Source organism: Pseudomonas sp. JY-Q, from assembly GCF_001655295.1.
Lineage (GTDB): Bacteria > Pseudomonadota > Gammaproteobacteria > Pseudomonadales > Pseudomonadaceae > Aquipseudomonas > Aquipseudomonas alloputida.
Map to the genome: position 1 here is coordinate 153,859 of NZ_CP011525.1, position 26,715 is coordinate 180,573.

A 26,715-nucleotide genomic window follows, 5' to 3' on the forward strand; every position below is an offset into this window, starting at 1 on the left:
GAACGCTAAAGCCAAAAACCGCTATCTACCGCTCCAAAGGTGATGGTTTTAATCTTCTCCCATCAACGCGAAACACCCAACTTACTGAACATCAAAACCCTTAGGAGCTACCCCCATGACCCACTTCAAATACAACCGCCTGAACAAAGACGACGCCGCCGTACTGCTGGTCGATCACCAGGCTGGCCTGCTGTCCCTGGTCCGCGACATCGAGCCGGACGCGTTCAAGAACAACGTGCTGGCCCTGGCCGACCTGGCCAAGTTCTTCAACCTGCCGACCATCCTCACCACCAGCTTCGAGCAAGGCCCCAACGGCCCACTGGTGCCAGAACTGAAAGCCCTGTTCCCGGACGCCCCGTACATTGCCCGCCCTGGCCAGATCAACGCCTGGGACAACGAAGACTTCGTCAAGGCCGTGAAGGCCACTGGCAAGAAGCAACTGATCATCGCCGGCGTTGTGACTGAAGTGTGCGTAGCTTTCCCGGCCCTGTCTGCCCTGGAAGAAGAGTTCGACGTGTTCGTGGTCACTGATGCCTCCGGTACCTTCAACGCCATGACCCGCGACGCCGCCCACGACCGCATGAGCCAGGCAGGTGCGCAACTGATGACCTGGTTCGGCGTGGCCTGTGAGCTGCACCGCGACTGGCGCAACGACATCGAAGGCCTGGCCGCACTGTGCTCCAACCACATCCCGGATTACCGCAACCTGATGACCAGCTACAACGCCTTCAACGCCAACAAGTAAGCGCAAACGCCGCGGGCACCGCCAATCGGTGCCCGCCCAGGGCAGCACACCTATCCAATCCAGCGCCCGTCCGCCGTTGCACAGTGGATGCGGGCAAGCTCATCCCAAGGAACGCCGATGAACACCGCACTCCATGACAACCGCGAAGTGGTGACCGTATGCCTGCAACACAAGGTGCTTGATAGCTCGCCGGGCACCCCCGCAGCGCAACCGCCGCGCTGGAAACAGGCGCTGCTGACCTACCTGGTGATCTGCCCGATGACCATGGTCATCCCGCAACTGCTGGCGCCGCTGTTTGCACGCTTCCCGCAGTTGGGCGGCGTGATCACCGGCAACCTGATCGTCAACCTGTTCGTCATCCTGCCCGTGGTGTTCTACATCATGCCTTGGGTAACCCGCCGCTGCGCCAACTGGCTGCGCGGCTGAGCCGACGCCTTCATCTCGACACTTTCAAGGAGATACCGCTATGAGCACGTTCGTTACCCGCGATGGCACTTCGATCTATTTCAAGGACTGGGGCAGCGGCAAGCCCGTGCTGTTCAGCCACGGCTGGCCGCTGGATGCCGACATGTGGGACTCGCAGATGGAGTTCCTGGCCAGCCGCGGTTACCGCGCCATCGCCTTCGACCGCCGGGGGTTCGGCCGATCGAGCCAGCCGTGGAACGGTTACGACTACGACACCTTCGCCGATGACATTGCCCAGCTGATCGAGCACCTCGACCTGCGCGATGTCACCCTGGTGGGCTTCTCGATGGGGGGCGGTGACGTCAGCCGCTATATCGCCCGCCACGGCAGCGAGCGGGTGGCCGGGCTGGTGTTGCTGGGCGCGGTGACGCCGGTGTTCGGCAAGCGTGAGGACAACCCTGACGGTGTCGACCTGTCGGTGTTCGAGGGCATCCAGGCCGGCCTGCGTGCCGACCGCGCGCAGTTCATCGCCGATTTCGCCACGCCGTTCTACGGCCTGAACCATGGGCAGCAGGTGTCCCAGGGTGTGCAGACGCAGACCCTGAACATTGCGCTGATGGCGTCAATCAAAGGCACCCTGGACTGTGTGACAGCCTTCTCGGAGACCGATTTCCGTCCCGACATGGCCAAGGTCGATGTGCCGACGTTGGTGATCCATGGCGATGACGACCAGATCGTGCCGTTCGAGACCACCGGCAAGCAGGCGGCGGAGCTGATTCGCGGCGCCGAGCTGAAGGTGTATGCCGGGGCGCCGCACGGGTTTGCGGTGACCCATGCACAGCAACTGAATGAGGACTTGCTGGCGTTCCTTCAGCGGTAATGGTGGGAAACATTCGCGGGTAAACCCGCTCCTACAGACGTTGTAGGAGCGGGTTTACCCGCGAAGAGGCCGGCCCAGGCAGCAAAAAGCTTGACCAGGACTAACCTTCTTCAACCCACCGCACATCCATTCAAGCCCAGGCCTTGCATCAACCGGCATGCTTCGCAGTCCCCTGCCGGCCCCTAGTCGGAGAAGCCCATGTCCCAGGATCGCAACGACAAGACCCGTCGCCAGTTCCTCGCCACCAGCACTGTGCTCGGTGCCGCTGGCGCGCTCTGGTCCGCATTGCCCTTCACCGGCCAAGCCGGTTCCGCTCACGCATCCAGCCAAGGAGGTTCCATGACCGCCGACCTGATTCTGTTCAACGGCAAACTGCACACCGTTGACCGCGAAAAGCCCACCGCGACCGCCGTCGCCATCAAGGACGGCCGCTTCATCGCCGTGGGCAGCGACGCCGAGGCCATGGCCCACAAGGGCGCCGCCACGCAAATCATCGACCTCAAGCAGCGCACGGTGATCCCGGGCCTCAATGACTCGCACCTGCACCTGATCCGCGGTGGCCTGAACTACAACCTCGAGCTGCGCTGGGAAGGGGTGCCGTCGGTGGCCGATGCCCTGCGCATGCTCAAGGACCAGGCCGCGCGCACGCCAACCCCGCAGTGGGTGCGGGTAGTCGGTGGCTGGAACGAATTCCAGTTCGCCGAAAAACGCATGCCCACCCTGGAAGAAATCAACCAGGCTGCGCCCGACACCCCGGTGTTCCTGTTGCACCTGTATGACCGCGCGCTGCTCAACCGCGCTGCGCTCAAGGCCGTCGGCTACGACAAGAGCACCCCGAACCCGCCAGGTGGCGAAATCCAGCGTGACAAGTTCGGCAACCCGACCGGCATGCTGATCGCCCGCCCCAACGCAATGATCCTCTACGCCACCCTGGCCAAGGGGCCGAAGCTGCCGCTGGAGTACCAGGTCAACTCCACCCGCCAGTTCATGCGCGAACTCAACCGCCTGGGCCTGACCAGCGCCATTGATGCCGGCGGTGGCTACCAGAATTTCCCCGATGACTACTCGGTGATCCAGGAGCTGGCCGACAACAACCAGCTGACCGTACGCATCGCCTACAACCTGTTCACCCAGAAGCCCAAGGAAGAACTGGACGACTTCAAGAAGTGGACCTCCAGCGTCAAGCTGCACAGCGGTACCGACTTCTTGCGCCACAATGGCGCGGGCGAAATGCTGGTGTTCTCTGCCGCCGACTTCGAGGACTTCCTCGAGCCGCGCCCGGACCTGCCGCAGACCATGGAAGAAGAACTGGAGCCGGTGGTGCGCCACCTGGTCGAGCAGCGCTGGCCATTCCGCCTGCACGCCACCTACAACGAATCGATCACGCGCATGCTCGACGTGTTCGAGAAGGTCAACCGCGACATTCCATTCAACGGCCTGCCCTGGTTCTTCGACCACGCCGAAACCATCACCCCGCAGAACATCGAGCGCGTGCGTGCGCTGGGCGGTGGTATTGCCATCCAGGACCGCATGGCCTTCCAGGGTGAGTACTTCGTCGACCGCTACGGCGCCAAGGCCGCCGAGCAGACCCCGCCGATCAAACGCATGCTCGAGATGGGCGTGCCGGTCGGTGCCGGTACCGATGCCACCCGAGTGTCCAGCTACAACCCGTGGACTTCGCTGTACTGGCTGGTCAGCGGCAAGACGGTCGGTGGCATGGAGCTGTACCCGGAAGGCCTGAGCCGTGACACCGCGCTGCAATTGTTCACCCAGGGCAGCGCCTGGTTCTCCAGCGAGCAAGGCAAGAAGGGCCAGATCAAGGTAGGCCAGCTGGCTGACCTGGCAGCATTGTCGCTGGACTTCTTCAGTGTCGATGAAGAGGCGATCAAGGGCATCGAGTCGGTGCTGACCATCGTTGATGGCAAGGTGGTGTACGGTGCTGGCGAGTTCGACAAGCTTGGCCCGCCGCAGGTGCCGGTGCTGCCAGAGTGGTCGCCGGTGACCAAGGTGCCTGGGCACTGGCGCGTTGGTACGCCATCGTTGGCAGCCGCGGTGCACCAGTGCTCGGGGCCGTGCGGGGTGCATGCACACAGCCATGACAAGGCGCGCAAATCGAGTGTTCCGGTCAATGATTTCCAGGGATTCTGGGGGGCGCTGGGCTGTTCGTGCTTCGCTTTCTAAGCTGAGCTGATTTGAAGAACGGGGGCCAATAACTGGCCCCTTTCTTGTGTCTTCAGTGCCGGCCCTTTCGCGGGTAAACCCGCTCCTACAGGGCCTTTGCTGCCTTTTCGCAGGTAACCCGCACCTACGGGGCCTTTGTGGTCCTTTCGCGGGTAAACCCGCGCATACGGGGGCTGCGCGGTCCTTGTAGCGAAAGGGCCGCAAAGGCCAGCATCAATGGTGAGCCTTATGCTCCCCGCCAGCCAACAAATGCCGAATTCGCACTTCAACCCCATCGGTCTGCAGCATCCTGACCCGCGCCTCGATCTTCAGTTCACCACGGGTCACCCGGTGGTGATGCCGCAGATGCTCCAGCCACGATTCCTCGAAGAAGAACTCCAGCCACAACGCCGGATCAGCACTGTCCCGCATCAACCCCCACGACAATGCGCCATTGCGCTTGCGCATCGCTTCCAGCTCCCGCGCCGCCTGCTGGAAGGCCTCGGCCTTGGTGGGGGCGATGTGGTACTCGACGGTGACCATCACCGGTCCGACTTCCTTGTCCATGTCATCGCTCAACACCGGCACCGGCCAATGCAGCGACGGCGTCAGCTCTTCTGCCTCGGTTTCCGGCAGCGTCACCTTGCAGGTCAGCAAGGTACCCAGCGCCAGGCCGCCTGCGGCCACCAGCAGGCTGAAGGTGAGCGTTGCATGGCTGGCCAGCGTGCCCCACAGCAGGCCGCCACAGGCCATGGCGCCGAAGAAAATCAGAATGTATACCGACAAAGCCCGCGCCCGTACCCAGGCTGGCACCGAAGTCTGCGCAGCCACCTGCAGGTTGGACAGCACCGCGATCCACGCCGCGCCACTGAGCAGCATCGCGGGCAGCAGCGCATAGAAATTGCGTACCAACGCCAGGGCCAGCAGGAACAGGGCATACAGCAGGCTGGCCAGTAACACCAGGCGGTCACGGCTGATGCGCTCACGCAGGCGCGGCAGCAAGGTGGCACCCGCCACTGCGCCAATACCGATGGCCGCCAGCAGCAGGCCGAAGTCCGCTGCAGTGCCGTGCATCTCGCCACGCACGATCAGTGGCAGCAGCGAAGTGCCGGCGCTGGCGCAGAAAAAGAACGCCAACGCGCGTAGCATCACGGCCTGCAAAGGCTTGGCACTGCGGGCAAAGCGCAACCCAGTGCGCATGGCGCCAACGAAGCGTTCGGCCGGGAGCAGTGGTTCCTTCACCTCGCGCTTCCACAGGAACAACACCAGAATCACACCCGCGAACGAGATGGCATTCAGGGCAAAGGTCAGCCACGGGCCGACCATGCTCACCACCACCCCCGCCAGTGCCGGGCCGATGGCCCGTGACACGTTGATGCCGACACTGGAAAGCGCCACCGCGTTGGCCAGGTCCTCCTTGCCCACCAGTTCCGGTGTCAGTGCGCTCCACGCCGGCATCATCAGCGCTGTACCAATGCCCAGTGCCAGGGTCAGCACCAGCAGCAAGGTGACGTTCATCATCCCGAGCAAGGTCAGGGCCGCCAGCACAACCGCTACGCAAGACATCCACAGTTGCACCAGCAACAGGTAGCGGCGTTTGTCGACGATGTCCGCCGCTGCGCCCGCCGGCAGGGCCAGGAAGAACATCGGCAACGAGCCGGCTACCTGGATCAACGCCACGTGCAGCGGGCTGGCCGACAGCGTGGTCATCAGCCAGCCGGCGCCCACCTCGTGCATCCAGGTGCCGATGTTGGAGGCGATGGTGGCGATCCACAGCATGCGGAAGGTGGTGTTACGCAACGGGCTCCAGGCACCTGAAGGGGATGTACTCATGTCAGAAGCTGCCTTTGAGTGGGTATTCGATGATCAGGTAGATGCGGTCGATATCATTGCCCGCCTGGGCCTGGTTGGCGCGGTGGCTGACGTGGGAGAGCGACAGGCTCAGGTCCTTGGCAGCCCCCGACTGCACCACGTATTTCAGGTCGATGTCGCGTTCCCAGTGCTTGCCGCCGTCGCCGTACTGGTTCACATAGGCGCCGCCCGCCGGCGCATGGCTGCCGTCGATGCCGCGGCCGCTGACATAGCGGCCCATCAGGCTCAGGCCAGGTGCGCCGAGGGTGGCGAAGTTCAGGTCATAGCGCAGTTGCCACGAGTGCTCGCCAGGGCCGTTGAAGTCGGCGTACTTGATCGCGTTGGCCAGGTAGATGGCGTCGCCGCCGACGAAGTCGAACGGGGTGTCGCCCTCGACCTTCTGGTAGGCCAGGCTCAGCGCCTGGGCGCCGAAGCTGTACCTGGCCAGCAGGCTGTAGGCGAGGGTGCCGATCGCCCCGGCGCTGGCGTTGCCGGTGTCGCGGGTTTTGTACAGGTTGCCGTCCACGCGCCAGTTGCCCTCGGCCACGTTCAGGTTGAGGTAAGCCTGGCGCCAGGTGTTTTCCAGCTGCCCGGCATACAGTGCGGCGCCGAACGGCCCGTTGGGTGCGAAGGTGGCACCGGCCAGGCTGATGGCCCGGTTATGGGTGGTCGCGCCGTAGCCGCTGAAGTCGTCGTGGGTGGAGCTGTTGTCCTGGTTGTTGAAGGCAGTGAAACGCCCGGCCTGCAGGCGCCAGTCGGGCTGGTCGGTGTTTTCCACCCACCAGCCGGTGGCGTATTCCGGGTGCAGGCGTTTGTCACCGGTGTCGAACACCGGGGTTTCCACCATCATCTCGCCATAGCGCAGTTGGGTGTTGCCTAACTGCATTTTGAGCGCGGCACCGGCGCTGGAGTACTCGGACTCGGCGCGGCCATCGCTGTCGCGTGGCAGCAGGCCGGTGCCGCTATGGCCGCGGCCGCCGTCGAGCTTGAGGCCAAGAAAGCCATGGGCATCGATGCCGACGCCGACAGTGCCTTCGGTGAAGCCGGAACGGACCTCGCCGATGAAGCCTTGGGCCCATTCCTGGCGGTAGTTCTGGCCGCTGCCGGAGGGCGAGCGGAAGTCACTGTGCAGGAAATAGTTGCGGCTGAGCAGCGACCAGCCGGGCGCCTCGGCGTGGCTCAGCGCCGGCCAGAGGGCGAGGGTGGCGAGCAGGGCGCGGCCTGGTCCGTGAGTGGCGCGGATCATGAGGGGCTCCGGGGGATGATCCGGGAGTGTGGAAGAAGAGTAGACCCAAGGTCTTGTAAGGGTGTGCTGGGTGGGGATTTGCATTACCTGTACCGGCCCTTTCGCGGCTAAAGCCGCTCCTACAGGGCCACCACCGGCCCCGAGCCTTGTGCAATACCTGTGGGCGCGGGCAGGCCCGCGAAGAGGCCGGCTCAGCCAGCCAGGCACTCAAGCCATGTCGCTGATGGCGAACTCCTCAGCCAGATGATCGATCAGCGCTCGCACCGAAGGCAGCAACCCACGTCGCGATGGGAAGATCGCATGCACGATGCCGCAACGCGGGTGCCAGTCCGGAATCAGCTCAACCAGGCGTCCTGCCGCCAGGTCCTCACGCACCGCCACCCGCGGCAAGTGTGCAATCCCCACTCCGGCTACCACGAAGTGGCGCAAGGCAAACAGGTCATCAGTCACCATGCGTGGTGTATGCGGGATGACGATGCTGCGGCTGTTGTCCTCACCCTGGAACAGTTCCCACTGGTACTCGCGCTGGGCACTGCCCCAATGCACGCTGGGTAGCGTGCCCAGCAGCTGCGGATCAAAGCCTTTGGGCAGTTGCGCCAGGTATTGAGGTTGACCGACCAGGCACTGGGTGCTGTTGCTCAGCACCTTCATCACCATGTCAGTGTTCTCCAGCGGCGGAAAGCGCACCCGCAGAGCAATATCGAAGCCCTCGTGCAACAGGTCGACACGGCGGTTGGTACTTTCGATGAACAGCTCCACCTGCGGGTACTTGAGCATGTAGCGGGTCAGCATCGGCCCGACCCAGGAGTTGAGCAGGGTGGTCGGGCAGCTGATGCGGACCAAGCCGCGCGGTTCGCTGCGGTTGCGCTCGATGATCTCTGCTGCGCCCTCGGCCTCCACGCGCATGGCCAGGCAACGGTTGTAGTAGGCCTGGCCGATCTCGGTCAGCGAGCAGTGCCGGCTGGTGCGGTGCAGCAGCCGCACACCCAGGCGGTCTTCAAGGTCGGCGATGCGCCGGCTGAGTTTTGACTTGGGCATGTCCAGCGCCCGCCCGGCCGGGGCGAAGCCGCCATGTTCGACGACCTGGGTGAAGTAGTAGAGGGAGTTGAGGTCTTCCAATGATCGGTCTCCGGGTGTTTGGTTGCCTGTGCCGGCCTCTTCGCTTGTAGGAGCGGCTTTAGCCGCGAAGAGGCCGGCACAGCCCCTACAAATCCATCGTTCATAATTCAGAACGCTAAAGCCAGATTCTGCTAACTACCGCCGCAAAGGTGATGATTTTAATCTGTGCCCATCAACGCGAAACACCCCGGATTGCTGAAAAATTCATAACCCTTGGGAGCACAGACCATGAGCAAATTCACCTACAACCGCCTGAACAAAGACGACGCTGCCGTACTGCTGGTTGACCACCAGGCTGGCCTGCTGTCGCTGGTGCGCGATATCGAGCCGGACAAGTTCAAGAACAACGTGCTGGCGCTGGCTGACCTGGCCAAGTTCTTCAACCTGCCGACCATCCTCACCACCAGCTTCGAGCAAGGCCCCAACGGCCCGCTGGTGCCGGAACTGAAAGCCCTGTTCCCGGACGCGCCGTACATTGCCCGCCCTGGCCAGATCAACGCCTGGGACAACGAGGATTTCGTCAAGGCGGTGAAGGCGACCGGCAAGAAGCAGCTGATCATTGCAGGTGTTGTGACCGAGGTTTGCGTGGCGTTCCCGGCGCTGTCGGCCTTGGAGGAAGAATTTGAGGTGTTCGTGGTGACCGATGCTTCCGGCACCTTCAATGAAATGACCCGTGATGCCGCGCATGACCGCATGAGCCAGGCGGGTGCCCAACTGATGACCTGGTTCGGCGTGGCCTGCGAGCTGCACCGCGACTGGCGCAACGATGTCGAAGGGCTGGCTGCACTTTGCTCCAACCACATTCCGGATTATCGCAACCTGATGACTAGCTATAACGCGCTGACTGCGGGTAAGTAATCAACCATCAGCAACGCGCACAAAGGCCGGCTCTCTCTGTAGGGAGCCGGCCTTTTCTGTTTGCTGTACCGGCCTCTTCGCGGGCAAGCCCGCTCCCACAGGGATCGCGCAAGATTCAACGCCAGTGCAGTACCTGTGGGAGCGGGCGTGCCCGCGAAAGGGCCGGTGCAGGCGACTCAGTTCATGGGCTGTGACTCAATCCCATCCAGCAATGCCTCAACCAGACCTTCTGCCATTTCAAGCGCGTTCAGGTTGCTCCAGAACATGCTCTTGCCTGTGTCATCCAGATGTTCCAAGGCTTTGTAGCCACAGTCGTAGGCACCGCGCAGGTATTGGGCGACATGCACCAGGGCATCGTGGGCGGAAACGCCTGGGTTTACGGTGAACAATGGGGGATGGCCGGCATCGCAGCGGCTGAAAGAGCGTTGTGTGGTGTTGGGGAGGGGTGGATCGGGGACGATTCTTTTCATGGCAATTCCTTCTCCAGGATTGAACTGCAACCACCCGTTTCCACGCAGAAGGCGGCAGTTGTGCGCGGGGTGGAAAACCGGTGAGAAGGCAAGCCGGTAGGCCAAACGGCCTCACGCGCACAACTGCCATAACGGCAGCCCTTCATCACATCCGGGTTTCCACACCCGATCGCTGAACCGACAGCGACCCGGTTAGCCTAGAGAGCAGGCCTTCCCTGGACAATCAGACGGGCGTCGACACGGTGTGTAGGATAATTCCTTGGGATTGGCGTGAACGTAGGAAATGGTTCGCGGGGAAGTAGGACCCAGCTGAGAATTAGACGATTTTGTGATGGCTTTTGTGTGTTCGCGTAATGGCGGCGAGGTGATCGTCAGGACATTGCAGGATGGCTTCTAGGTGCCTGGCGATAGTTTTTGGGCGCCCATGAGATCGAGCGCCGCCCGCGCGGCGCTTCGCGGGTAAACCCGCTCCTACGTTTGTTTCTGGCCAGTCCCTCCTGCGCCAGGCGCGCGCGACCGCCTTGTTTGTACGACGCGATATCGAGGCGTGCGCCAGGGGGCTCGCGTGCGCGTCCCACAGGAATAACTGGCCCGAAACAAACGTAGGCGCGGGTTTACCCGCGAAGCGCCGCGCGGGCGGCGCTCGATCTCACAGGCACTACAACCCTCAAGGCATGTGCCAAAAGGCCTCAATCCGCATCCGAATCAAACAACCTTTCCAACTCCACCCGCGCCTCCTTGGCCGTCTGCATCACCTTGGCCCGGTCATCACGCACTTGCCCCTGGGCCTCCAGCACCTCTTCGTCATGCTGGGTGAACCGCGCAATGCGGTCCGCCGCCTGTTCATCGCTCAGGCCCAACCCCACCAGTGCCCGGCGAGTCATTTCCAGGCTGGAATAAAACGTCTCGCGAATCGGCTCGGCGCCCACATCCGCCAGTTTGTGCACATGCTGTCGGTTGCGCGCCCGGGCCAGCACCTTCAGGTGAGGGTACAGACGCTTCACCCGTGCGGCGGTATGAATGGCGGCTTCAGGGTCATCAATGGTGATGATGAAGTACTCCGCTTCACCCACCTTGGCGGCGTGCAACACCTCCGGGCGCAGCGGGTCGCCGTAGAACACCGGCACCTGTTCGAACATACGGGTCATCTCGATGGTGTCCACCGAGGTTTCCAGGGCAACGAACGGGATCTTCTGTGCCCGCAGGATGCGCGCGACGATCTGGCCCATGCGGCCCATGCCGACGATCACCACCCGCGGCGTATCCGTCTGGATCTGCTTATATTGCTCGGGCACTTCACGCGCCGGTTGCGGGCGTTTGAGGGCGCGGGCGCAACCCAGCATCAGCAGCGGGGTGATGGCCATCGACAGGGTAATGGTCATCAGCAGCAGGTCGTAGGTCTGGGTGTCGAACAGGCCCTGGTCCTTGCCCAGCTTGAACACCACGAAGGCGAACTCGCCACCGGCCGCCAGCACCATGCCCAGGCGCAGGGCGCTGGCGCTGTTCAGGCCGCCGACCCAGCGGCCGACGCCTATCAGCAACAGCAGCTTCACGGCCACCAGCAACAGGGTCAGGCCCAGCACCACCAGTGGCATTTCCAGCAGCAGGCGCAGGTTGGCGCCCATGCCCACGCTGATGAAGAACAGCCCCAGCAGCAGGCCCTTGAAGGGTTCGATCTGCGATTCCAGCTCGTGACGGTATTCCGAGTCGGCCAGCAGCAGGCCGGCGAGGAAAGCGCCAAGGGCCATGGAGATACCCGCTTCTTCCATCAGCCAGGCAGTGCCAATCACCACCAGCAGTGCGGTGGCAGTAGACACTTCCGGCAGGCCGGTGCGAGCCACGGTGCGGAACACCGGGCGCAACAGGTAGCGACCGCCGATGATCACCACGGCGATGCTGGCGAATACCTTCAGGCCGTGTTGCAGGCTGTCGCCTTGGCTGGTGTCCGGGCCACTGGCGGCCAGCAGCGGTACCAAGGCGATCAGCGGGATCGCGGCGATGTCCTGGAACAACAGGATGGCGAACGCCAGACGGCCGTGCGGTGCATTGAGCTGCTTGCTCTCGGCCAGGCTCTGCAGGCCAAGGGCGGTGGACGAAAGCGCCAGGCCCAGGCCGAGCACGATGGCTGCTGGCAGCGTCTGGCTGAAACCGAACAGGGCGATGGCGCCGATGACTGCACCGGTCAGCACCACCTGGGCAGTGCCGACACCAAACACCGACTTGCGCATCAGCCACAAGCGTTTGGGCGACAGTTCCAGGCCGATGATGAACAGCAGCAAGACCACGCCCAGTTCGGAAATGTGCGCCACGCTTTCTGTGTCGCGGATCAGGCCAAGTGCTTGCGGGCCGATGACCACACCGGCGAGCAGGTAGCCGAGCACGGCACCCAGTTGCAGGCGCTTGGCCAGGGGGACGGCGAGGACGGCGGCAAGCAGGAAGATCACCGCGGTTTGTAGAAGGCTGCCTTCGTGTGGCATTGGCTCGTACTCCATGAGCTGCCGGGGCAGCGTTCGAACAGTTTGACGGACAATTCTGAGGGGTGGGGTGGGGTCAGACAATCATCTGACGGGAAGAAACATTGTCCTGTTCAGGGTGACAATCGGTGCCGGCGCTTATCTGGGCATGCCCGCTTCCACAGGTATTACCCAGGCTTCAAGGCCATTGCTGTCTCTGTGGGAGCGGGCGCGCCCGCGAGGAAGGCAGCGCTAATCCGACTGTTCACCGCCACCAAACTGTGCCCGATACTGCGCCGGCGTCATGCCAATTCGCTCAAAGAATACCTTGCGCATGTGTCGGTCACTGCCAAACCCGCACTGCGCCGCCACCACCTTCATCGGCAGGTCACCGCATTCGAGCAGCTTGCGTGCGCGATCGATGCGCGCATTCTGCAGGTACTGCAGCGGCGTAATGCCCACCTCACGCTGAAACGTCCGGGCAAAGTTGCGCCCGCTCATGGCCACCAGTTCGGCCATTTTCTGCACGGTGAACGCCTGCTCGATGTGGTCGACGATATAGGCCTGTACCCGTGCAATCGGCGAGTCATCGCGTGGTACCGCAGCCAGCAACGGCCCGTAGGGTGTCTGCCCGCCCTGACGGTGGCGGGCAACCAGAAGTACCTTGGCCACTTCCAGGGCCAGCGCCTTGCCATGGTCCTCGGCCACCACCGCCAATGCCAGGTCGATCCCCGCAGTGATACCGCCCGAGGTGATCAGGCAGCGGTCCATCACGTAGATCTGCTCGGTCTCCACCTTGGCCTCGGGGAACGCCTGTGCCAGGCGCTCCACGTAGTTCCAGTGGGTGGTACAGCGATAGCCATTCAGTAACCCGGCCCGCCCCAGCAGGAACACCCCGGTGCAGATGGCGCCGAAGCGCTTCGCCTGGCGTACGGCCTTGGGCAGCCAGCGCTCAATCCCTGGCAGGGCGGTGTCATAGGCCCCTGGGCCGCCCGGCACCAGCAACAGGTCGACGGCCTCCGGCAAGTCCTCCAGGCGCTGGTCTGCCACCACCTTCAGGCCGCATGAGCCGCGCACCACTGCTTGCCCCTCGGCCAAGGTCAGCAGCCGATATTGCCGTGCTGCAGGCAAGAACCGGTTGGCGATGGCGAATGCATCCATGGGGCCGGTGACATCCAGCAGTAGCACATCGTTGAACAGCACCATGGCCACGGTGCGGTGGGCGGGTTTTTCCTGCATGCCTCTGTCGCCTTGAATGCCGGCCGCAGGTAGCGGCCAGAAGCTGAATACGAAACGCATCTTAAGATATCGGCAAAACGCCCAGGGCCAGCAGCGCACAATTAACAACAATTCAGGTTTGGCTCAGGACTTCGTCATGTGCCGGGGGCGAGACTTTCTGCATTGAACAGGAGAGTCGCCATGTACCCTGGGACGCCCGAAGCGCCGCTGCAACCCCCCGGCGCACTCACGCCCGCGCGGCTGCGCCGGGCCAAGGAGCTGATGTTGCATAGCCCGTTGTCGATCATTGAGATCGCTGCGGTATGCAACCTCACACGCAGCCACTTTTCCCGCGCCTTCAAAGTCAACACCGGCCTTTCGCCGCAGGCCTGGCGCCTGCTGGCGCGCATGGAAAAGGCCAAGCGCTTGCTCACCACCGAGGCGCCTATCACCCATGTGAGCCTGGAATGCGGTTTTTGCGACCAGGCCCATTTCACCCGCGCTTTCAGCCGCCTGGTCGGCCAGCCACCCAAGGCCTGGCGGCAGGCGCAGGTACTTTCTTAAGCCGAAGCTATCCACCGGTATAACCCCCTGCGGACAGTGCCGGCCCGTTATCCCAACCCAAGGAGTCACCCCATGAGCCAACCCGATTACAAGCGCCTGAACAAAGACGACGCCGTGGTGCTGCTGGTCGACCACCAGACCGGTCTGATCTCGCTGGTGCAGGATTTTTCGCCCAACGAATTCAAGAACAACGTGCTGGCCTTGGGCGACCTGGCCAAGTTCTTTGGCCTGCCGACCATCCTCACCACCAGCTTCGAGCAAGGCCCGAATGGCCCGCTGGTGCCCGAGCTGAAAGAAATGTTTCCGGATGCGCCGTACATTGCCCGTCCGGGCCAGATCAACGCCTGGGACAACGAAGACTTCGTCAAGGCAATCAAGGCCACGGGCCGCAAGCAACTGATCATCGCCGGTGTGGTGACCGATGTGTGCGTGGCATTCCCGACCCTGTCGGCGCTGGCGGAAGGCTTTGAAGTGTTCGTGGTGACCGATGCCTCGGGCACCTTCAACGAAACCGTGCAGCAAGCGGCTTGGGTGCGCATGACCCAGGCGGGTGCGCAGATGATGAACTGGTTCTCGGTGGCCTGCGAACTGCACCGCGACTGGCGCAACGACATCGAAGGGCTGGGCAACCTGCTGTCGCAGCGTATTCCCAACTACCGCAACCTGATGAACAGCTACGCGGCGCTGGCCTCGCGTTGATGTAATCCTGAATCGGCCTCTTCGCGGGTAAACCCGCGAAGAGGCCGGCACAGGCTATGCGTGACTCACAGGCAGACTGAAACGAATCCGGCATCCACCCAACTGCGACACCAGCGCCTGCAACTGCCCGCCGTGGGCCTGGGCCACCGAACTGCAGATCGCCAAGCCCATCCCCATGCCACCGGTCTTGGTGGAGTGAAAGGCATCGAATACACGCTCCCGCTCGTCCGCCGCGATACCCGGCCCGTTGTCGTCCACGCAGACCTCCACCCCATCCTCGACCACCGCCGACGCAATCTTCAGCACCCCGTCACTGCGATACCCCGACAACGCTTCCAGGGCATTGGTAATCAGGTTGAACACCAACTGCTGCAACTGCACCGGGTCGGCTGTCACGCACACCCCGGCCTTCAGCTGCGTCTGCACATCCACCTTGCCCTTGGCGGCGTCGGCCGAGGTCAGGCGCACCACCTCGCGGATCAATTCGTCCAGCTTCACCGCCTTGAGTTGCATCGGTGACTGCTTGGCCAGGGACCGCAGCGCCCGCACGATGTTGCCGGCCCGTTCGCTGTCGTTGCGGATGTCTTCCAGGCCGGCAATTGCTTCTTCCAGGTCGGGGTTGGGGCGTTTCAACCAGCGCAGGCTGGCCGCGGCATTGGAGGCGATGCCCAGTAGCGGTTGGCTGATCTCGTGGGCGATGGACGCTGACAGCTCATTCATCGCCTGCAAGTGCGCACTGCGCGCCAGTTCCGCACGCGAGCGGCGCAACTCAGCCTCCATCTGTGCGCGGATCTGGTTTTCTTCGGCCAGGCGTGTGTAGAACTTGGCCGTTTGTAGCGACACCGCTGCCTGTGAGGCGAGGATTTCCAGCATGGCCAGGCGCTGACCGCCGAACAGGTTGGGCACAAGGCGGTTTTCCAGGTACACCAGGCCGATCAGCACGCCTTGGATCACCAGCGGCAGGCACAGCACCGAGCGGGCGTTGCGCGCCTGCAGCTGTTGGCGGAAGGCCTCCGGGCACTCACTGAGGGCATCGTTGAGCACCAGCGGTTTGCGGGTGCGCATGGTGGTGTTGATGACTGACAGCGGTGCCTGGGTCATGAACTTCTGGCAGTTGTCCATGCTCACGTGCAGCCCGGCATCGTCGATGTAGGCCAGGGCGGCCATCTGGAATTCGGCGCCGCTTACAATCAGCAGCGCGCCATGGTCGGCACCGGAGTGCTGGGTCAGGTGGCCCATCAGGGTTTCGATCAGGCCTTCGAGCAGCACTTCTTCGGACAGCGCCCGCGCGGCTTCGATGCCGGCTTCGAGGTCCAGCCTGGCCTGGTGGGTGGCCCGATAGGTCTCCTGAATCGGCTGGGTGCGCAGAAACGGATGCAACGTCTCAAGCTGGTGCACCTTGCCGGTCGCGCCCCAGATATGGAAGCAGTCGCGGGCGATACGCAGGTGCAGGTTGGCGCCGGAAATCAGGCCGCTGGGGATGCACACCTCGGCCAGCTGTTCATGGGCCAGTGCCTGCTCGTGGATGAAACCGGCAGCGGTGGCGGCGATTTGCGCCTGGTCGAAGCAGCGGATCGCGGCCAGGCCGTCGCCTTCGAGCTTGGCGATGACGCCCTCGATCAGCAACTGCTTGCTGCGGAAGGTGGCCGGGTTGAAGCCGGCCCAGCGGCTGAAGCGCTCGCGCAGGGCCTGCAGCTGGCGCAGCTTGTCGGCAAGACTGCACGGGGCCTCGGGGCTGCCCAGGGCCAGGCCGCGGAACAGATGATAGTCAGCCAGGTTGATGTGCGCCGGTGCCGCCCAGCTGTTGTCACCGGCCAATGCCAGGTCGCGCATGGCCTTCGGGATACTGCCCATGTAGAAGGCGCACATGGCGGCGAACAGGTGCTGGAAGAACCGCGTGGTGGGCGATCTCGAGGCAGTGGCCGGGGCCGGGCAGGGCATGCCGCTCAGGTTGGCGACGAACGCTTGCTGGGCCAGCAGGATCTGCTCGATATCGCCGTAGCCGTGGCGACGCACAGTGGCCAGGCCTTGCGCCACTTCCTCGACCACGTCCGGCAGGTAGCGGCCCATGAACAGCGAATCTGAAACCAGGTGGTTGCAGGCATAGCAGCTCATCGCCAGGTCACCGCTCAGGCGCGCCGAGTCGACCGCGTCCAGCGCGGTACGTCGGGCGAATTCCATGGGCGAGGTCCAGGCGCTGACCTGGTCCAGGGCCAGCAACGCGCTGGTCAGATCAGCGTCGAAACCGTGCCGCTCGATCAGCTTGAGCGCGGCCAGGCAACAGGCATGGCCATCATGGTAAGCGCCAAAACGCTCGGCAATCATCACGCCGTACCAGGCCATGCCGTAGGTGCTGCCAGGGGCAACGCCGTGCAGTAGCGACATCTCCATGAGCTTGGCCAGGTGCAGGAAGCAGATGTCGTCCTTCACGAAGAAGGATGATGACAGAGTGGCCAGCAGGCTGATGGCAACCGTCACTTCCTCCGAATCGGTGCGCGGCAGTGACTCCAGGCAATGCCGGTCCTTCTGTTCGATCAACGCCTGCACATGGGCATGACTGGCCTCGACCTCTTGCCAGTCGACGCCCCGCACGGGGCTTATGCCCAGCAAGTCCAGGCCGTCCAGGGCGCTGTCGATAGCCGCCTGATAGTCACCGTGCAAGGTGTACAGCAGTGCCTGCAGCCGGCACGCCCGCGCCTGGTCCAACACCGAGCGGGCACGCTGGCGGCATTCAGTGAGGCGGGCCTGCGCTGCGATCGTTCGCGACAGTTGCATGTCGCACTCCGTCGCCATGCAGGCGACGGCAAAGCCATGCGTGGCGCGGCTTTCCAGCGTGGCGCTGTGGTGCAGCAACTGCTCGGCGGTGTGCAGGTAGCCAGCGGCCTGTTCGAAGGCGCCGGTGTCGCGTGCGCGGGATGCGGCTTCGCGTAAAAGCTGCAGGAACGCTTCGCAGTCATCCGCTGCAAACCCGCATGGGCTGGCGCGTTGCAGCTGGCTGGCGAGCTCGAACAACACCTCGTGCGTTCGCCCTGGCCAAGCCTGGCGCATGGCCAGGGCGATGCGTGCATGCAGCGAGGCGCGCTCGTGCACGGGCGTGAGTGCATAAGCGGCCTCCATCACCCGGTCATGAGTGCAGCCTAAGCCATTCTGGCCCGGTTGCAGGAAACCGGCGCGAATCAAGGCTTTCAACGGTTCGCCCGGCGGTTGGGCGAGTACCTGCCGAAGCAGGCGTTCATCGCAGTGGCTGCCCGCCGCGCTGACGACCCGCAACAGGTCGCGTTGCGGTGCCGTCAGGCGCTCCAGGCGGTGGACCATCAAGTCGGCGACATTGTCGGAATAGCAGTGCCGGGCCACGGCCTGCAGGCACCATGACCAGCGCATGGCCTGGGTGTCGAAGATGAACAGCTGGTCTTCGACCATGGCCCTGAGGATCTGGTTGATGAAAAACGGGTTGCCCGCCGTCTTGCCGTGCACCCGTTCGGCCAGCTGATATGCGTCTTCAGGGGCAACATGGAAGCGCTCGCCAATCAGCTCGGTCACTGCCCCCACGGCCAGTGGCCGCAGGTTCAGCGTGGTGCTTCGCACCGTTGCGGGTATGGCCAACGGTGCGCTGGTGGTGGGCGTATCGTTGCACTGGGTGACAATCAGCAGCAGGTTAGCCGGCACGTTAGCCAGCAGTTGGGCCAGCAGTTGCCGGGTGGCGTCGTCGGCCCATTGCAAGTCGTCGAAGAACAGCACCAGCGGTTGGCCAGGCCGGCTGAAAACCTGCAGGAATTCAATGATCGCGTGCAGTTCCTTGTGCAACGCAAGGCGCGTGGGCTTGGCGGGTAATTGGGGCAAGGGGCCGAGAATCAGTTGCAGGTCCGGGGCCAGCTTGCCGAGCAGACGACCGTGACCTTTGATACGGCGCTGGATTTCGCGGCGCAAGGTGACGAGGTCCTGACTGTTCTTGGCCAGCAACTGGGTAGTCAGGGCACCGAGTACTTCGATCCAGGGCGTGTAGGGCACTGCTTGGGCGTGGCTGTTGCACGTGCCGACGGCCCAGTAACCTTCGGCGTTGGCCTTGAGAGCTGCTTTGACCAGGCTCGACTTGCCCATGCCAGCAGCGCCGTAGATGACCAGGGCTTGTGGTTTGCTGTCGCGATGCAAGGCCTTGAGCAGCAGGGCGATAGCCTTTTGCTCGGCGCTGCGGCCATACAGGCGTGCGTGGTCGGGCGCTACCGGGTCGGCGCAGCCTGGGGTGAAGGGTGCCATGGTTTTGTGGGCGGCCCACTGCCGCTGGCAGTGAGCCAAGTCCACTGCAAAGGCGCGCGCGCTCTGGTAGCGGGCGTCCGGCTCTTTGGCCAAGGCCTTTGCCAGGACCAGGCTGAGGGGGGGCGGCACCTTGCTGTCCACTTCGCTGGCCGCCCGCGGCTGCACACCAGCATGCAGCTGTCGCCAGTGCTGGGTGTCGCGCCCGGCCAGCGGCAGTTCGCCTACCAGTAACTGGTAGAGGATTGCCCCCAGGGCATAGATATCACTGCGTCGGTCGCTGCTGCTTCCGTGCGGGCAAACCTGCTCCGGCGCCAGGTAGGCCCAGTTGCCGAGCGGGGTGCCCTGTTCGCTGATCCGTTCTGCTGGGTCGGCGCGAAAGAAGCCCAGGCGCACCCGCTGGTGGGCGCGCAGGTACACATGTTCGGGCTGCAATGTACCGTGCAGCGCATTGCGTTCGTGCGCTTGCGCCAACGCATGGGCAGCGTTCACCGCGATGTCTAGAAACGGCTCCAGCGCCGCAGGGCCTTCAGCGATCAGGTCGGCGACTGAGAGGCCGGCCGGGTACACCAGCAAGGGGCCTTCGGCCGAGCGCACGAACGCCGAGGGGATCACCGCCCACTGCGGGTCCAGTTGCAGGCGGTAGTCACGCTCCAGGCGCTGACAGGCGGAAGGTGCCTCGAGCGGCGCGCGCACGGCGATCCAGGCTTGATGTGAAGCGGGGTCGCGCAGGCGGAAATAGCTGAGCTCACCTTCCTGGCCCAGCGCGCTGATCTCGCACCGGTTCAGCCAGCCCTCGTCGATTGACTGGTCGTAATCGATGGGCCTGTGGGCAAGGCGTTCATCGAGCATAAAGCACCCCCGCTAGCGACATCCTGAGGCGCGAGTATACGCAGCGGGCCCAGCGTGGATGCGGGTTACAGCCTGCTTGGCAGGAACGGGCACGCTGTTGTCCGTTATCGTCCCCTTGGGGCTGGCGGGCTTTTGTATAGTCCTTTGGCCGACCTATCCCTCGGGATAATTGTCTGAACGCGTACGCTGGCCTAGGCTGCCCCGGACAGCGAAAACGCCTGTGCCCGCGCGAGGAAGCCATGATCCGAATAGGCAATGCCCAGGTGTCGCTGGAGCGGCGCGAAGTCTTTGTCGACGGCAAGCCGATCCTGTTGGGTGGGCGTGCTTTCGACGTGCTGGCCACGCTGATCAGGGCCAAGGGCCGCGTGGTCGGCAAGGACGAGTTGTTCAGCCAGGTGTGGTCCGGCACGGTGGTCGAGGACAATAACTTGCAGGTTCAGGTGTCCTTGCTGCGCAAGGCCTTTGGCGACCGTAGCCTGATCCAGACCGTGCCGCGCCGGGGCTATCGACTGGCCGCGCAGATCAGCCTCGAGGTGCCTGGTCAGGCACTGGGCAGGTCATTGCTGCGCAGCCTGGCCGAGACTGTCGAGCCGCTCGATGAGCGCGTGAATGTGCCGGTGCTGGTGGTGGATGACGACCCGTCGGTGCGCACCGCGTTGGGCCGGCTGTTGCGCTCGCAGGACATCCCGCACCACTTGTTTGCCAGTGCCGAGGCGCTGTTCGAGGCCCGCCTGGAAACCCCCTGTGCCTGCCTGCTGCTGGACATGCACTTGCCGGGTACAAGCGGCCTGGAGGTACAGGATGCGCTGTGCCGGCTGGCGCTGCCCTGGCCGATCGTGTTCATGACCGGCTTCGGCACCATCCCGATGACCGTCCAGGCCATGCGCGCCGGGGCGGTGGAGTTTCTGACCAAACCGTTCGATGAAGACCAGTTGCTGACCCTGTTGCAGGCAGTGCGCGCCCGTGCCGTGGGCGAAGGCCGCAAGTGGCTGCAGGCGCGTCAGGTCGAGGAAAAGTACCAGCGCCTGACTCAGCGTGAGCGCCAGGTCTTCTCGCTGGTGGTAGGCGGCTTGTCGCACAAGCAGATCGCCAGGCAGATCGGCACCAGCGAGGTGACGACCAAGGTGCACAAGAAGAACATCATGAACAAAATGCAGTCCCGCTCGCTGCTGGAGCTTGCGGCCATGCACAACCTCCTCGGAGCGCGGTCTGCGAGCCTGGGCGGCGCATGAGCAGAGGGGTGTGCATCGTCGACGACGATGCCTCGGTGCGCAAAAGCCTGGCCAACCTGCTGCGCTCGGCGGGGTTCGAGACCTTGTCGTTTTCCGCCGGGCACGCCTTCCTGGCCTCGCCACTGGCGGGCGAGGCGGGTTGTGTGTTGCTGGACCTGAAGATGCCGGGAATGAGCGGGCTGGAGGTACAGCGTGAGTTGGCACAGCGGGGGAGGCGCTTGCCGGTGATCTGCATGTCGGCACATTGGGATGATGGCTCGGTACGGGCAGCGATGGGCCTTGGGGCACTGGCCTGCCTGGGCAAGCCGTTTTCTGAAGAGGTGCTGCTGAAGGTGGTTGAAGAGGCTTTGGCTGGCGGTCAGTGAGGTACGGCTGTGCCGGCCTCTTCGCGGGTAAACCCGCGCCTGCAGGGGGCATCACAGCCCTGGCAATCTAACTGCTCCCCGGCCGGTACTGCAGGGCCTCGGCCAGGTGCGCCCGGCCAATCTTCTCGCATCCCTCCAGGTCCGCCAACGTCCGCGCCACCTTCAACAACCGGTGCGCCGCGCGTAGCGACAAGGTCAGCCGCTCGCAGGCCCCTTCCAGCCAGACTTGGTCCGCCGCTACCAACCCACAGTGATGCCTTAAACCTTCAAGGTCGAGAAATGCATTCGCACACCCTTGTCGCCTGTGCTGCAGCTCCCGCGCTTCAGCCACCCTGACGGCGACATCGGCACTGGTTTCACCGCAAGGCTGGTTGTTCAATGTAGTGCTCTCGCGAGCCACGGTCAGGTGCAGGTCGATGCGGTCCAGCAGTGGCCCGGACAGCTTGTTGCGATAGCGCGCGATCTGCTCGGTGCTGCAGCGGCAGCGGCCAGTGGGGTCGCCCAGGTAGCCGCAAGGGCAGGGGTTCATCGCCGCCACCAGCTGGAAGCGCGCGGGGAAACGCACTTTGTCGCGGGCACGGGCAATCACGATTTCACCTGACTCCAGTGGCTCGCGAAGCACTTCCAGTACGCGCCGCTCAAACTCCGGAAGTTCGTCGAGAAACAACACGCCGTGATGGGCGAGCGTGATTTCACCTGGTTGCGGTCGGCTACCGCCACCGACCAGCGCCGGGCCGGACGCAGAGTGATGGGGATGGCGAAAGGGGCGCTGTGGCCAGCTGTTCAGCGGCGCTTTCCCGCTGACCGACTGGATTGCCGCCACTTCCAGCGCTTCGTGCTCGTCCAGCGGTGGCAGCAGCCCGGGCAGGCGGCTGGCGAGCAAGGTCTTGCCGGTGCCGGGCGGCCCGGTGAACAACAGGTTGTGCGCCCCGGCCGCAGCCAGCAGCAAGGCACGCTTGGCTGCCAGTTGGCCCTGCACTTCGCTCAGGTCCGGGTAGGGGCGTTGCTGCAGGATCAGGCCGTTGGCTGCGTAGGGCGGCAGCGGCACCTGGCCGTTCAGGTGGGCGACCAACTCCAGCAGGTGGCCCACCGCATACACCACCAACCCGCCGGCCAGGCTGGCTTCCTCGGCATTTTCCCGTGGTACCACCAGCGCCCGGCCTGCTTCGCGTGCCGCCAGTGCCGCAGGCAGCACGCCCTGCACCGGGCGCAATTTCCCCGACAGCGCCAGTTCGCCCAGGCATTCCATATCGACCAGGGTGGCAATCGGCACCTGGCCGTCGGCGGCGAGGATGCCCAGGGCGATGGCCAGGTCATATCGGCCGCCATCCTTGGGCAGGTCGGCGGGGGCGAGGTTCTGGGTAATGCGCCGCTGCGGGTACTTCAGCCCGGAGTTGACGATGGCGCTGCGCACCCGGTCCTTGCTTTCCTTGACCGTGGTTTCCGGCAGGCCGACCAGGGTGAGATGAGGCAGGCCGTTGGCCAGGTGGGTTTCGACGCTGACCGCCGGTGCCTGCACGCCTACCTGGGCGCGGCTGTGGACGAGGGCTAGAGACATGAACACTCCGTTGTTGCTGGAAAATGCCGCTTCCTGCGGCTGGGCAAAGAATAGCCAGTGCTGCCATGGCAGGCGCAACAAGTGTGCGTCGTGGTTTTTCAGGGCAGGGGTTTTCCCTGCGCTTTCATGCGCTTCGGCAAAAATGGATCCAATAGGCTTTGCGCAGTCGTCAGGTATGACTTAGTGTTGTTGGGCAACCGCAGTTGCCATGGGATGGCACTGCGTCTTCTTTCAAATGGACTTGAGGTATTGCACCGTGCAAATGCTCACCCGCACGCACCAGGCAATTCGCGAACTGGTGCAGGCCAGTGCATTCGTTGAACTCAACCGCTTTTTCGACAAGCTTGAGGCTCAATGGCGCCAAGCCCCGCCCGGCGAGTTCCCGGCCTACCTGGCGGCCATTGAAGGGCACATGCTGCTCGACCAGGAAAACCAGGGCGACAGGGCCCTGAGCCAAGTGCTCAGAGCCTGGATTGACGCGTGCCCCAGGGCTTACCACCCACAAGTGGTAATGGGTATGCACTGCTTCCACCGGGCCTGCCAGGTGCAGGTTGATGGCCCACGCAACGCTGCACGCTTGCTGGCGGTCGCGCAAATTTGTGAATCCGCCACCGCGCACCTGTTGCGTGCAATGGACCGCTCTGCGCACCCCGTGGCAGCGGCCATTGGCATGCTGCGCATCAGTGCGCAGCTCCATGAGCCTGGTTGGTTGCTCCAACTGTTCCAGGGGGAGCCTGCACGCTTCAGGCCCAGTGCCCATGCCGATGTAGAGGTACAGGAAACTGCAGCGCCGTTGCTGGTGAGGCATGGGTTGTTGCCCTTGGCCGAGCTGCCACAGGCGCTGCCGCACTACCTGGGCAAGCGGGTCGACCATGAAAACGAGGACCCTCGCTATTACTGGCTGCGCCATGCGCTGATCGCCCGCCCCGGTTGCTTCGAAGCGATCCAGGCCCTTGCTGTGTACTTGCTGCCCCGCTGGGGCGGCAGCCTCGATGCGTTCGAGCTGTTGGTCAATGGCCCGCTGTGCGCAACCTGGGACGAGCGTTTGCGTAATGCGCTGCGCTGGATGGCTGTCGAAGGCCGGCTGAAGCTGCCACAGGCTGACAAGGTGCAGGCCGTAGCCGACTGGCAGCACGTGTTCGAAGACTGGTCACAACGCCCGTTGAGGCCCAGGGAACGTGCTGTCGTTCTGGCATGGCGGGGGGCGCTGCACAGCAGGGCATTGGGCGACCATGCTGGCGCTATGCGCGACTTTGCCGCGAGCGTGGCGTGCAATGCCGATCTTGGCGCCATCCGCGCCATGGGCGTGCCGTTTCGCTGTTTGGTCGAGCTGATACTGCGCGATGGCATGGTAGATGAGAGGCAACTGCTACACGGCGCTATTGAGCGCCTGTGTGACGGCCGTTCACATGCTGCTGCCTGTGCATTACGCGCGGCCGGGCACCGTTTTGGGCTGTGGGCGCTGCCACGCTCGGCCGAGCAGGCAAGGCTATGGTTGCAACGGGCGGTGAATCGCCAGTGCGCGGGCCAGGCACCGGGGTTCGAAGTGCTTGAAGTGGCACGGGTGCTGTGGGCAGCCAACCGGCATGAAGTGGCCTGCTACCTGTACGAACGCTTCGCCGAACTGAACCTGCCGGGTGCTGCCCTGGCCTTGTACGAGCTGCACCATGGCGGCCTGGCCAACACCCCGGCGCATTACCTGGATGACGAGGCCGCCGGGTACTGGCTGCAGCGTGCGGTGGAGGCGGGCAGCAGGCAGGCCAAATACAACCTGGCCTGCCTGCGCATGGACGGCGATGAGGATTTGAACGAGCGCAGTGCCATGCTGGCGGTCAGGCGCCTGCTTGTCGACGCGCTGGGCAACCCGCAGATCAACGCGCGTGCGCGTTTGCATCTGGGGATTTTGTTGCGCCGGTTTGGTGAGGCGCAGGAGCGGACCGAGGCGGTTGCTTACCTGCTGAGCCTGGTCGAGCACCCGGACCCGTGGCTTGCAGGGCGTGCCAGCGCCGAACTGGGGCTGGCCTGGATGCAGGGGCGTGGCACCCGCAAGCAAAGCCGCTTTGCCGCCATCGAATGGGTCAACCGAGCGGCCAGCTTGCAACCAAGGGATACGGCCATTGGTGATATCCAGGCCCAGATCCTCAATTCGCACAACCGGGTGAAGACATTGTTTACTCAGTGCGGGGCGGCGTTGTTCCGCGGCACCTTGCATGCAAGCGAGCTACCACCGAAACAGGCCTTTACCCACGCCGAGTCGTTACGGGTTCAACCTGCATCGGAGGGGCTCAGGCGCGCACATAAACCCAGGCTGTCAGGCCCGATGCGAGGGTGACGGCGACACGCTTGTAGTCGGCAACTTCATAGCGGTCCGCCGCTGCCAGTTCGTCTTCGCTGATCTGGAAGACCATACCGGCCACGCTGTCGTTGGCCTGGCTGCTGGGGGAAACGATGGGGTGATGGGACTTGCCGCTGGTCGCCAGTACGTCCGGGTCAGTGATCTCGACCCAGTCCAGGCGGTAGCCCGGCATACGGTCGGCCTGGCCGTTCAGCTCACGGCCAAAGTTGGCCAGTTGCACGGCTTTATCCTGCAAGGTGCCGTAGGAAAACAACAGTACCGGGTATGCGCTGGAGGGCTGCATTCACTCATCCTGTGAAGTTGGGTTCAGCCGCGCTTCCAGCTCGGCTACCTGTTTTTCCAAGGCCTCGAGGCGTGCGCGGGTGCGCGCCAGCACGACCATCTGGCTGTCGAACTCATCGCGGCTGACCAGGTCCAGCTTGCTGAAGGCACCTTGCATCAACACTTTGAACTGGCTTTCCAGTTCCGCACGGGGCTGGGCGGCATCGCTGCTGAACAGGCGCGAGGCCTGGTCGCTCAGGGCATCGAGAAGGGCTTTGGGCGCGAGCATGGGGCTGTCCACTGAAACGGAGAAATGGCCGCCAGTGTAGCACGCACAAACCTGGCGCCTGAGTGCACATTGGCCTTTGTGGGAATGGCCTTGCGTGGCGATTGGGCTGCACAGCGGCCCCGGCAATATCGGCACCAAGGCACAAATCGTAGGGGCGCTTCGCAGCCCCATCGCGACGCAAGGCCGCCCCCACAAAGAGCGCGTGCGGTTTTCAATCAGTTGCACATTTTTCGCGCAGCTTGCCCCGCCTCGGCGCACCGAAACTGTGCATGTTTCCAATGCTGGCGACTGGCCAATCCCGACCAAATCACATAACGCTCTGTTTTTCGGCGCTTTGTCCGAACTGGCAAGGTTTCTGCAAAGACCTGTACGAGCCATGCACTGAAGCAGTTCCTTGTGACCAGGCAGTGCGCACGCGGAGCCGGATGCCGACGACGCGTTACAAAGCCAACCGCTGCGCTTAGACTTGAGACGGGTTTGTTTTCCTGGGGCAAGTCCACCAAATCGGGAGAGAGTTTCATGAAGCTAGTCACAGCCATCATCAAGCCGTTCAAGCTGGACGACGTGCGCGAGTCGTTGTCGGAAATCGGCGTGCAGGGCATCACCGTCACCGAAGTCAAAGGTTTCGGTCGGCAGAAGGGCCACACCGAGCTGTATCGCGGTGCTGAATATGTGGTCGATTTCCTGCCCAAGGTGAAGATCGATGTCGCCATCGATGACAAGGACCTTGATCGGGTAATCGAAGCCATCACCAAGGCAGCCAACACCGGCAAGATTGGTGACGGCAAGATTTTCGTGGTGAATCTGGAGCAGGCAATCCGCATCCGTACCGGCGAAACCGATACCGACGCGATTTAAGCAGCAACAAAGCCTCACCAAACCC

21 protein-coding genes are annotated in these 26,715 nt (G+C 63.6%); 11 read left to right on the plus strand and 10 right to left on the minus strand.

Annotated elements, in window-relative coordinates:
• The first annotated feature begins 115 nt into the window (after positions 1-115).
• The 4 genes from ycaC (AA098_RS00700) to AA098_RS00715 all read left to right on the plus strand — a co-directional run bounded on the left by ycaC (AA098_RS00700) (position 116) and on the right by AA098_RS00715 (position 4,211).
• Positions 116-745 (plus strand): isochorismate family cysteine hydrolase YcaC, encoded by a 630-nt coding sequence (gene ycaC, locus AA098_RS00700; protein WP_003253552.1) that lies wholly within the window; start codon positions 116-118, stop codon positions 743-745.
• 117 nt (positions 746-862) lie between these two features.
• Positions 863-1,171 (plus strand): hypothetical protein, encoded by a 309-nt coding sequence (locus tag AA098_RS00705; RefSeq protein ID WP_003253554.1) that lies wholly within the window; start codon positions 863-865, stop codon positions 1,169-1,171.
• 40 nt (positions 1,172-1,211) lie between these two features.
• Positions 1,212-2,030, plus strand: coding sequence for an alpha/beta fold hydrolase (locus tag AA098_RS00710; RefSeq protein WP_003253555.1), 819 nt, complete (start codon positions 1,212-1,214; stop codon positions 2,028-2,030).
• Positions 2,031-2,228: 198 nt separating this feature from the next.
• Complete coding sequence (locus AA098_RS00715) at positions 2,229-4,211, plus strand: amidohydrolase (protein ID WP_003253557.1); 1,983 nt, start codon at positions 2,229-2,231, stop codon at positions 4,209-4,211.
• A 213-nt stretch (positions 4,212-4,424) separates the two neighbouring features.
• Here the strand turns inward: AA098_RS00715 and AA098_RS00720 are convergent, their stop codons facing one another.
• The 3 genes from AA098_RS00720 to AA098_RS00730 form a co-directional block, all read right to left on the minus strand.
• Positions 4,425-6,023: an MFS transporter gene (locus tag AA098_RS00720; RefSeq protein ID WP_033725851.1), complete on the minus strand. Its 1,599-nt coding sequence runs from the start codon at positions 6,021-6,023 to the stop codon at positions 4,425-4,427.
• 1 nt (position 6,024) lies between these two features.
• Positions 6,025-7,287, minus strand: a complete 1,263-nt coding sequence (locus AA098_RS00725) for an OprD family porin (protein ID WP_064613734.1) — start codon at positions 7,285-7,287, stop codon at positions 6,025-6,027.
• A 207-nt stretch (positions 7,288-7,494) separates the two neighbouring features.
• Entirely contained in the window at positions 7,495-8,406 is a 912-nt protein-coding gene (locus AA098_RS00730) for a LysR substrate-binding domain-containing protein (RefSeq protein WP_003253563.1), read from the minus strand.
• Between the two features lie 228 nt (positions 8,407-8,634).
• Between AA098_RS00730 and ycaC (AA098_RS00735) the strand changes: the two genes are divergently transcribed.
• On the plus strand, positions 8,635-9,264 hold the full coding sequence (ycaC, locus tag AA098_RS00735; RefSeq protein WP_010955763.1) for an isochorismate family cysteine hydrolase YcaC: 630 nt from the start codon (positions 8,635-8,637) through the stop codon (positions 9,262-9,264).
• Positions 9,265-9,440: 176 nt separating this feature from the next.
• Here the strand turns inward: ycaC (AA098_RS00735) and AA098_RS00740 are convergent, their stop codons facing one another.
• The 3 genes from AA098_RS00740 to AA098_RS00750 all read right to left on the minus strand — a co-directional run bounded on the left by AA098_RS00740 (position 9,441) and on the right by AA098_RS00750 (position 13,426).
• Positions 9,441-9,734, minus strand: coding sequence for a hypothetical protein (locus AA098_RS00740; RefSeq protein WP_064613735.1), 294 nt, complete (start codon positions 9,732-9,734; stop codon positions 9,441-9,443).
• A 689-nt stretch (positions 9,735-10,423) separates the two neighbouring features.
• The gene (locus AA098_RS00745) at positions 10,424-12,211 is read right to left on the minus strand and encodes a monovalent cation:proton antiporter-2 (CPA2) family protein (protein WP_003253568.1); all 1,788 of its coding nucleotides are present in this window, start codon (positions 12,209-12,211) and stop codon (positions 10,424-10,426) included.
• Positions 12,212-12,439: 228 nt separating this feature from the next.
• The gene (locus tag AA098_RS00750; RefSeq protein WP_054888384.1) at positions 12,440-13,426 is read right to left on the minus strand and encodes a GlxA family transcriptional regulator; all 987 of its coding nucleotides are present in this window, start codon (positions 13,424-13,426) and stop codon (positions 12,440-12,442) included.
• A 180-nt stretch (positions 13,427-13,606) separates the two neighbouring features.
• Between AA098_RS00750 and AA098_RS00755 the strand changes: the two genes are divergently transcribed.
• Entirely contained in the window at positions 13,607-13,969 is a 363-nt protein-coding gene (locus tag AA098_RS00755) for a helix-turn-helix domain-containing protein (RefSeq protein WP_060544902.1), read from the plus strand.
• A gap of 72 nt (positions 13,970-14,041) precedes the next feature.
• On the plus strand, positions 14,042-14,668 hold the full coding sequence (gene ycaC / locus AA098_RS00760; RefSeq protein ID WP_003253573.1) for an isochorismate family cysteine hydrolase YcaC: 627 nt from the start codon (positions 14,042-14,044) through the stop codon (positions 14,666-14,668).
• A gap of 54 nt (positions 14,669-14,722) precedes the next feature.
• Here the strand turns inward: ycaC (AA098_RS00760) and AA098_RS00765 are convergent, their stop codons facing one another.
• Positions 14,723-19,771 (minus strand): ATP-binding sensor histidine kinase, encoded by a 5,049-nt coding sequence (locus tag AA098_RS00765; RefSeq protein WP_064613736.1) that lies wholly within the window; start codon positions 19,769-19,771, stop codon positions 14,723-14,725.
• Positions 19,772-20,010: 239 nt separating this feature from the next.
• On the opposite strand from AA098_RS00765, the gene AA098_RS00770 reads away from it, so the two are divergent.
• Positions 20,011-21,003, plus strand: coding sequence for a response regulator (locus AA098_RS00770; protein WP_060544904.1), 993 nt, complete (start codon positions 20,011-20,013; stop codon positions 21,001-21,003).
• A complete protein-coding gene (locus AA098_RS00775) occupies positions 21,000-21,368 on the plus strand; it encodes a response regulator transcription factor (RefSeq protein ID WP_173881306.1) in 369 nt (122 codons plus the stop codon). Before AA098_RS00770 ends, AA098_RS00775 begins: the two co-directional genes overlap by 4 nt.
• Before the next feature lie 67 nt (positions 21,369-21,435).
• Here the strand turns inward: AA098_RS00775 and AA098_RS00780 are convergent, their stop codons facing one another.
• Positions 21,436-22,926, minus strand: a complete 1,491-nt coding sequence (locus AA098_RS00780) for a YifB family Mg chelatase-like AAA ATPase (RefSeq protein ID WP_064615153.1) — start codon at positions 22,924-22,926, stop codon at positions 21,436-21,438.
• Between the two features lie 262 nt (positions 22,927-23,188).
• Between AA098_RS00780 and AA098_RS00785 the strand changes: the two genes are divergently transcribed.
• A complete protein-coding gene (locus tag AA098_RS00785; RefSeq protein ID WP_004575823.1) occupies positions 23,189-25,258 on the plus strand; it encodes a DUF4034 domain-containing protein in 2,070 nt (689 codons plus the stop codon).
• On the opposite strand, the gene AA098_RS00790 is transcribed toward AA098_RS00785, so the two are convergent.
• Together AA098_RS00790 and AA098_RS00795 are read right to left on the minus strand one after the other, a co-directional pair.
• Positions 25,212-25,565: a gamma-glutamylcyclotransferase family protein gene (locus AA098_RS00790; protein ID WP_004575824.1), complete on the minus strand. Its 354-nt coding sequence runs from the start codon at positions 25,563-25,565 to the stop codon at positions 25,212-25,214. The genes AA098_RS00785 and AA098_RS00790 overlap by 47 nt on opposite strands.
• Positions 25,566-25,832 carry an accessory factor UbiK family protein gene (locus tag AA098_RS00795; protein WP_003253640.1) on the minus strand — a complete coding sequence of 89 codons (267 nt, stop codon included), beginning with the start codon at positions 25,830-25,832 and terminating at the stop codon, positions 25,566-25,568.
• A 519-nt stretch (positions 25,833-26,351) separates the two neighbouring features.
• On the opposite strand from AA098_RS00795, the gene glnK reads away from it, so the two are divergent.
• The gene (gene glnK / locus AA098_RS00800) at positions 26,352-26,690 is read left to right on the plus strand and encodes a P-II family nitrogen regulator (protein ID WP_002555808.1); all 339 of its coding nucleotides are present in this window, start codon (positions 26,352-26,354) and stop codon (positions 26,688-26,690) included.
• Positions 26,691-26,715: the final 25 nt, after the last annotated feature.

Excerpts from the sequence above, each read along its gene's own strand:
- AA098_RS00795 (WP_003253640.1), bottom strand. The coding sequence starts at position 25,832 with ATGCTCGCGCCCAAAGCCCTTCTCGATGCCCTGAGCGACCAGGCCTCG.
- AA098_RS00775 (WP_173881306.1), top strand. The coding sequence starts at position 21,000 with ATGAGCAGAGGGGTGTGCATCGTCGACGACGATGCCTCGGTGCGCAAA.
- glnK (WP_002555808.1), top strand. The coding sequence starts at position 26,352 with ATGAAGCTAGTCACAGCCATCATCAAGCCGTTCAAGCTGGACGACGTG.
- ycaC (WP_010955763.1), top strand. The coding sequence starts at position 8,635 with ATGAGCAAATTCACCTACAACCGCCTGAACAAAGACGACGCTGCCGTA.
- AA098_RS00720 (WP_033725851.1), bottom strand. The coding sequence starts at position 6,023 with ATGAGTACATCCCCTTCAGGTGCCTGGAGCCCGTTGCGTAACACCACC.
- AA098_RS00705 (WP_003253554.1), top strand. The coding sequence starts at position 863 with ATGAACACCGCACTCCATGACAACCGCGAAGTGGTGACCGTATGCCTG.
- AA098_RS00750 (WP_054888384.1), bottom strand. The coding sequence starts at position 13,426 with ATGCAGGAAAAACCCGCCCACCGCACCGTGGCCATGGTGCTGTTCAAC.
- AA098_RS00765 (WP_064613736.1), bottom strand. The coding sequence starts at position 19,771 with ATGCTCGATGAACGCCTTGCCCACAGGCCCATCGATTACGACCAGTCA.
- AA098_RS00785 (WP_004575823.1), top strand. The coding sequence starts at position 23,189 with ATGCTCACCCGCACGCACCAGGCAATTCGCGAACTGGTGCAGGCCAGT.
- AA098_RS00780 (WP_064615153.1), bottom strand. The coding sequence starts at position 22,926 with ATGTCTCTAGCCCTCGTCCACAGCCGCGCCCAGGTAGGCGTGCAGGCA.
- AA098_RS00755 (WP_060544902.1), top strand. The coding sequence starts at position 13,607 with ATGTACCCTGGGACGCCCGAAGCGCCGCTGCAACCCCCCGGCGCACTC.
- AA098_RS00790 (WP_004575824.1), bottom strand. The coding sequence starts at position 25,565 with ATGCAGCCCTCCAGCGCATACCCGGTACTGTTGTTTTCCTACGGCACC.
- AA098_RS00770 (WP_060544904.1), top strand. The coding sequence starts at position 20,011 with ATGATCCGAATAGGCAATGCCCAGGTGTCGCTGGAGCGGCGCGAAGTC.
- AA098_RS00710 (WP_003253555.1), top strand. The coding sequence starts at position 1,212 with ATGAGCACGTTCGTTACCCGCGATGGCACTTCGATCTATTTCAAGGAC.
- AA098_RS00740 (WP_064613735.1), bottom strand. The coding sequence starts at position 9,734 with ATGAAAAGAATCGTCCCCGATCCACCCCTCCCCAACACCACACAACGC.
- ycaC (WP_003253552.1), top strand. The coding sequence starts at position 116 with ATGACCCACTTCAAATACAACCGCCTGAACAAAGACGACGCCGCCGTA.
- ycaC (WP_003253573.1), top strand. The coding sequence starts at position 14,042 with ATGAGCCAACCCGATTACAAGCGCCTGAACAAAGACGACGCCGTGGTG.
- AA098_RS00725 (WP_064613734.1), bottom strand. The coding sequence starts at position 7,287 with ATGATCCGCGCCACTCACGGACCAGGCCGCGCCCTGCTCGCCACCCTC.
- AA098_RS00745 (WP_003253568.1), bottom strand. The coding sequence starts at position 12,211 with ATGCCACACGAAGGCAGCCTTCTACAAACCGCGGTGATCTTCCTGCTT.
- AA098_RS00715 (WP_003253557.1), top strand. The coding sequence starts at position 2,229 with ATGTCCCAGGATCGCAACGACAAGACCCGTCGCCAGTTCCTCGCCACC.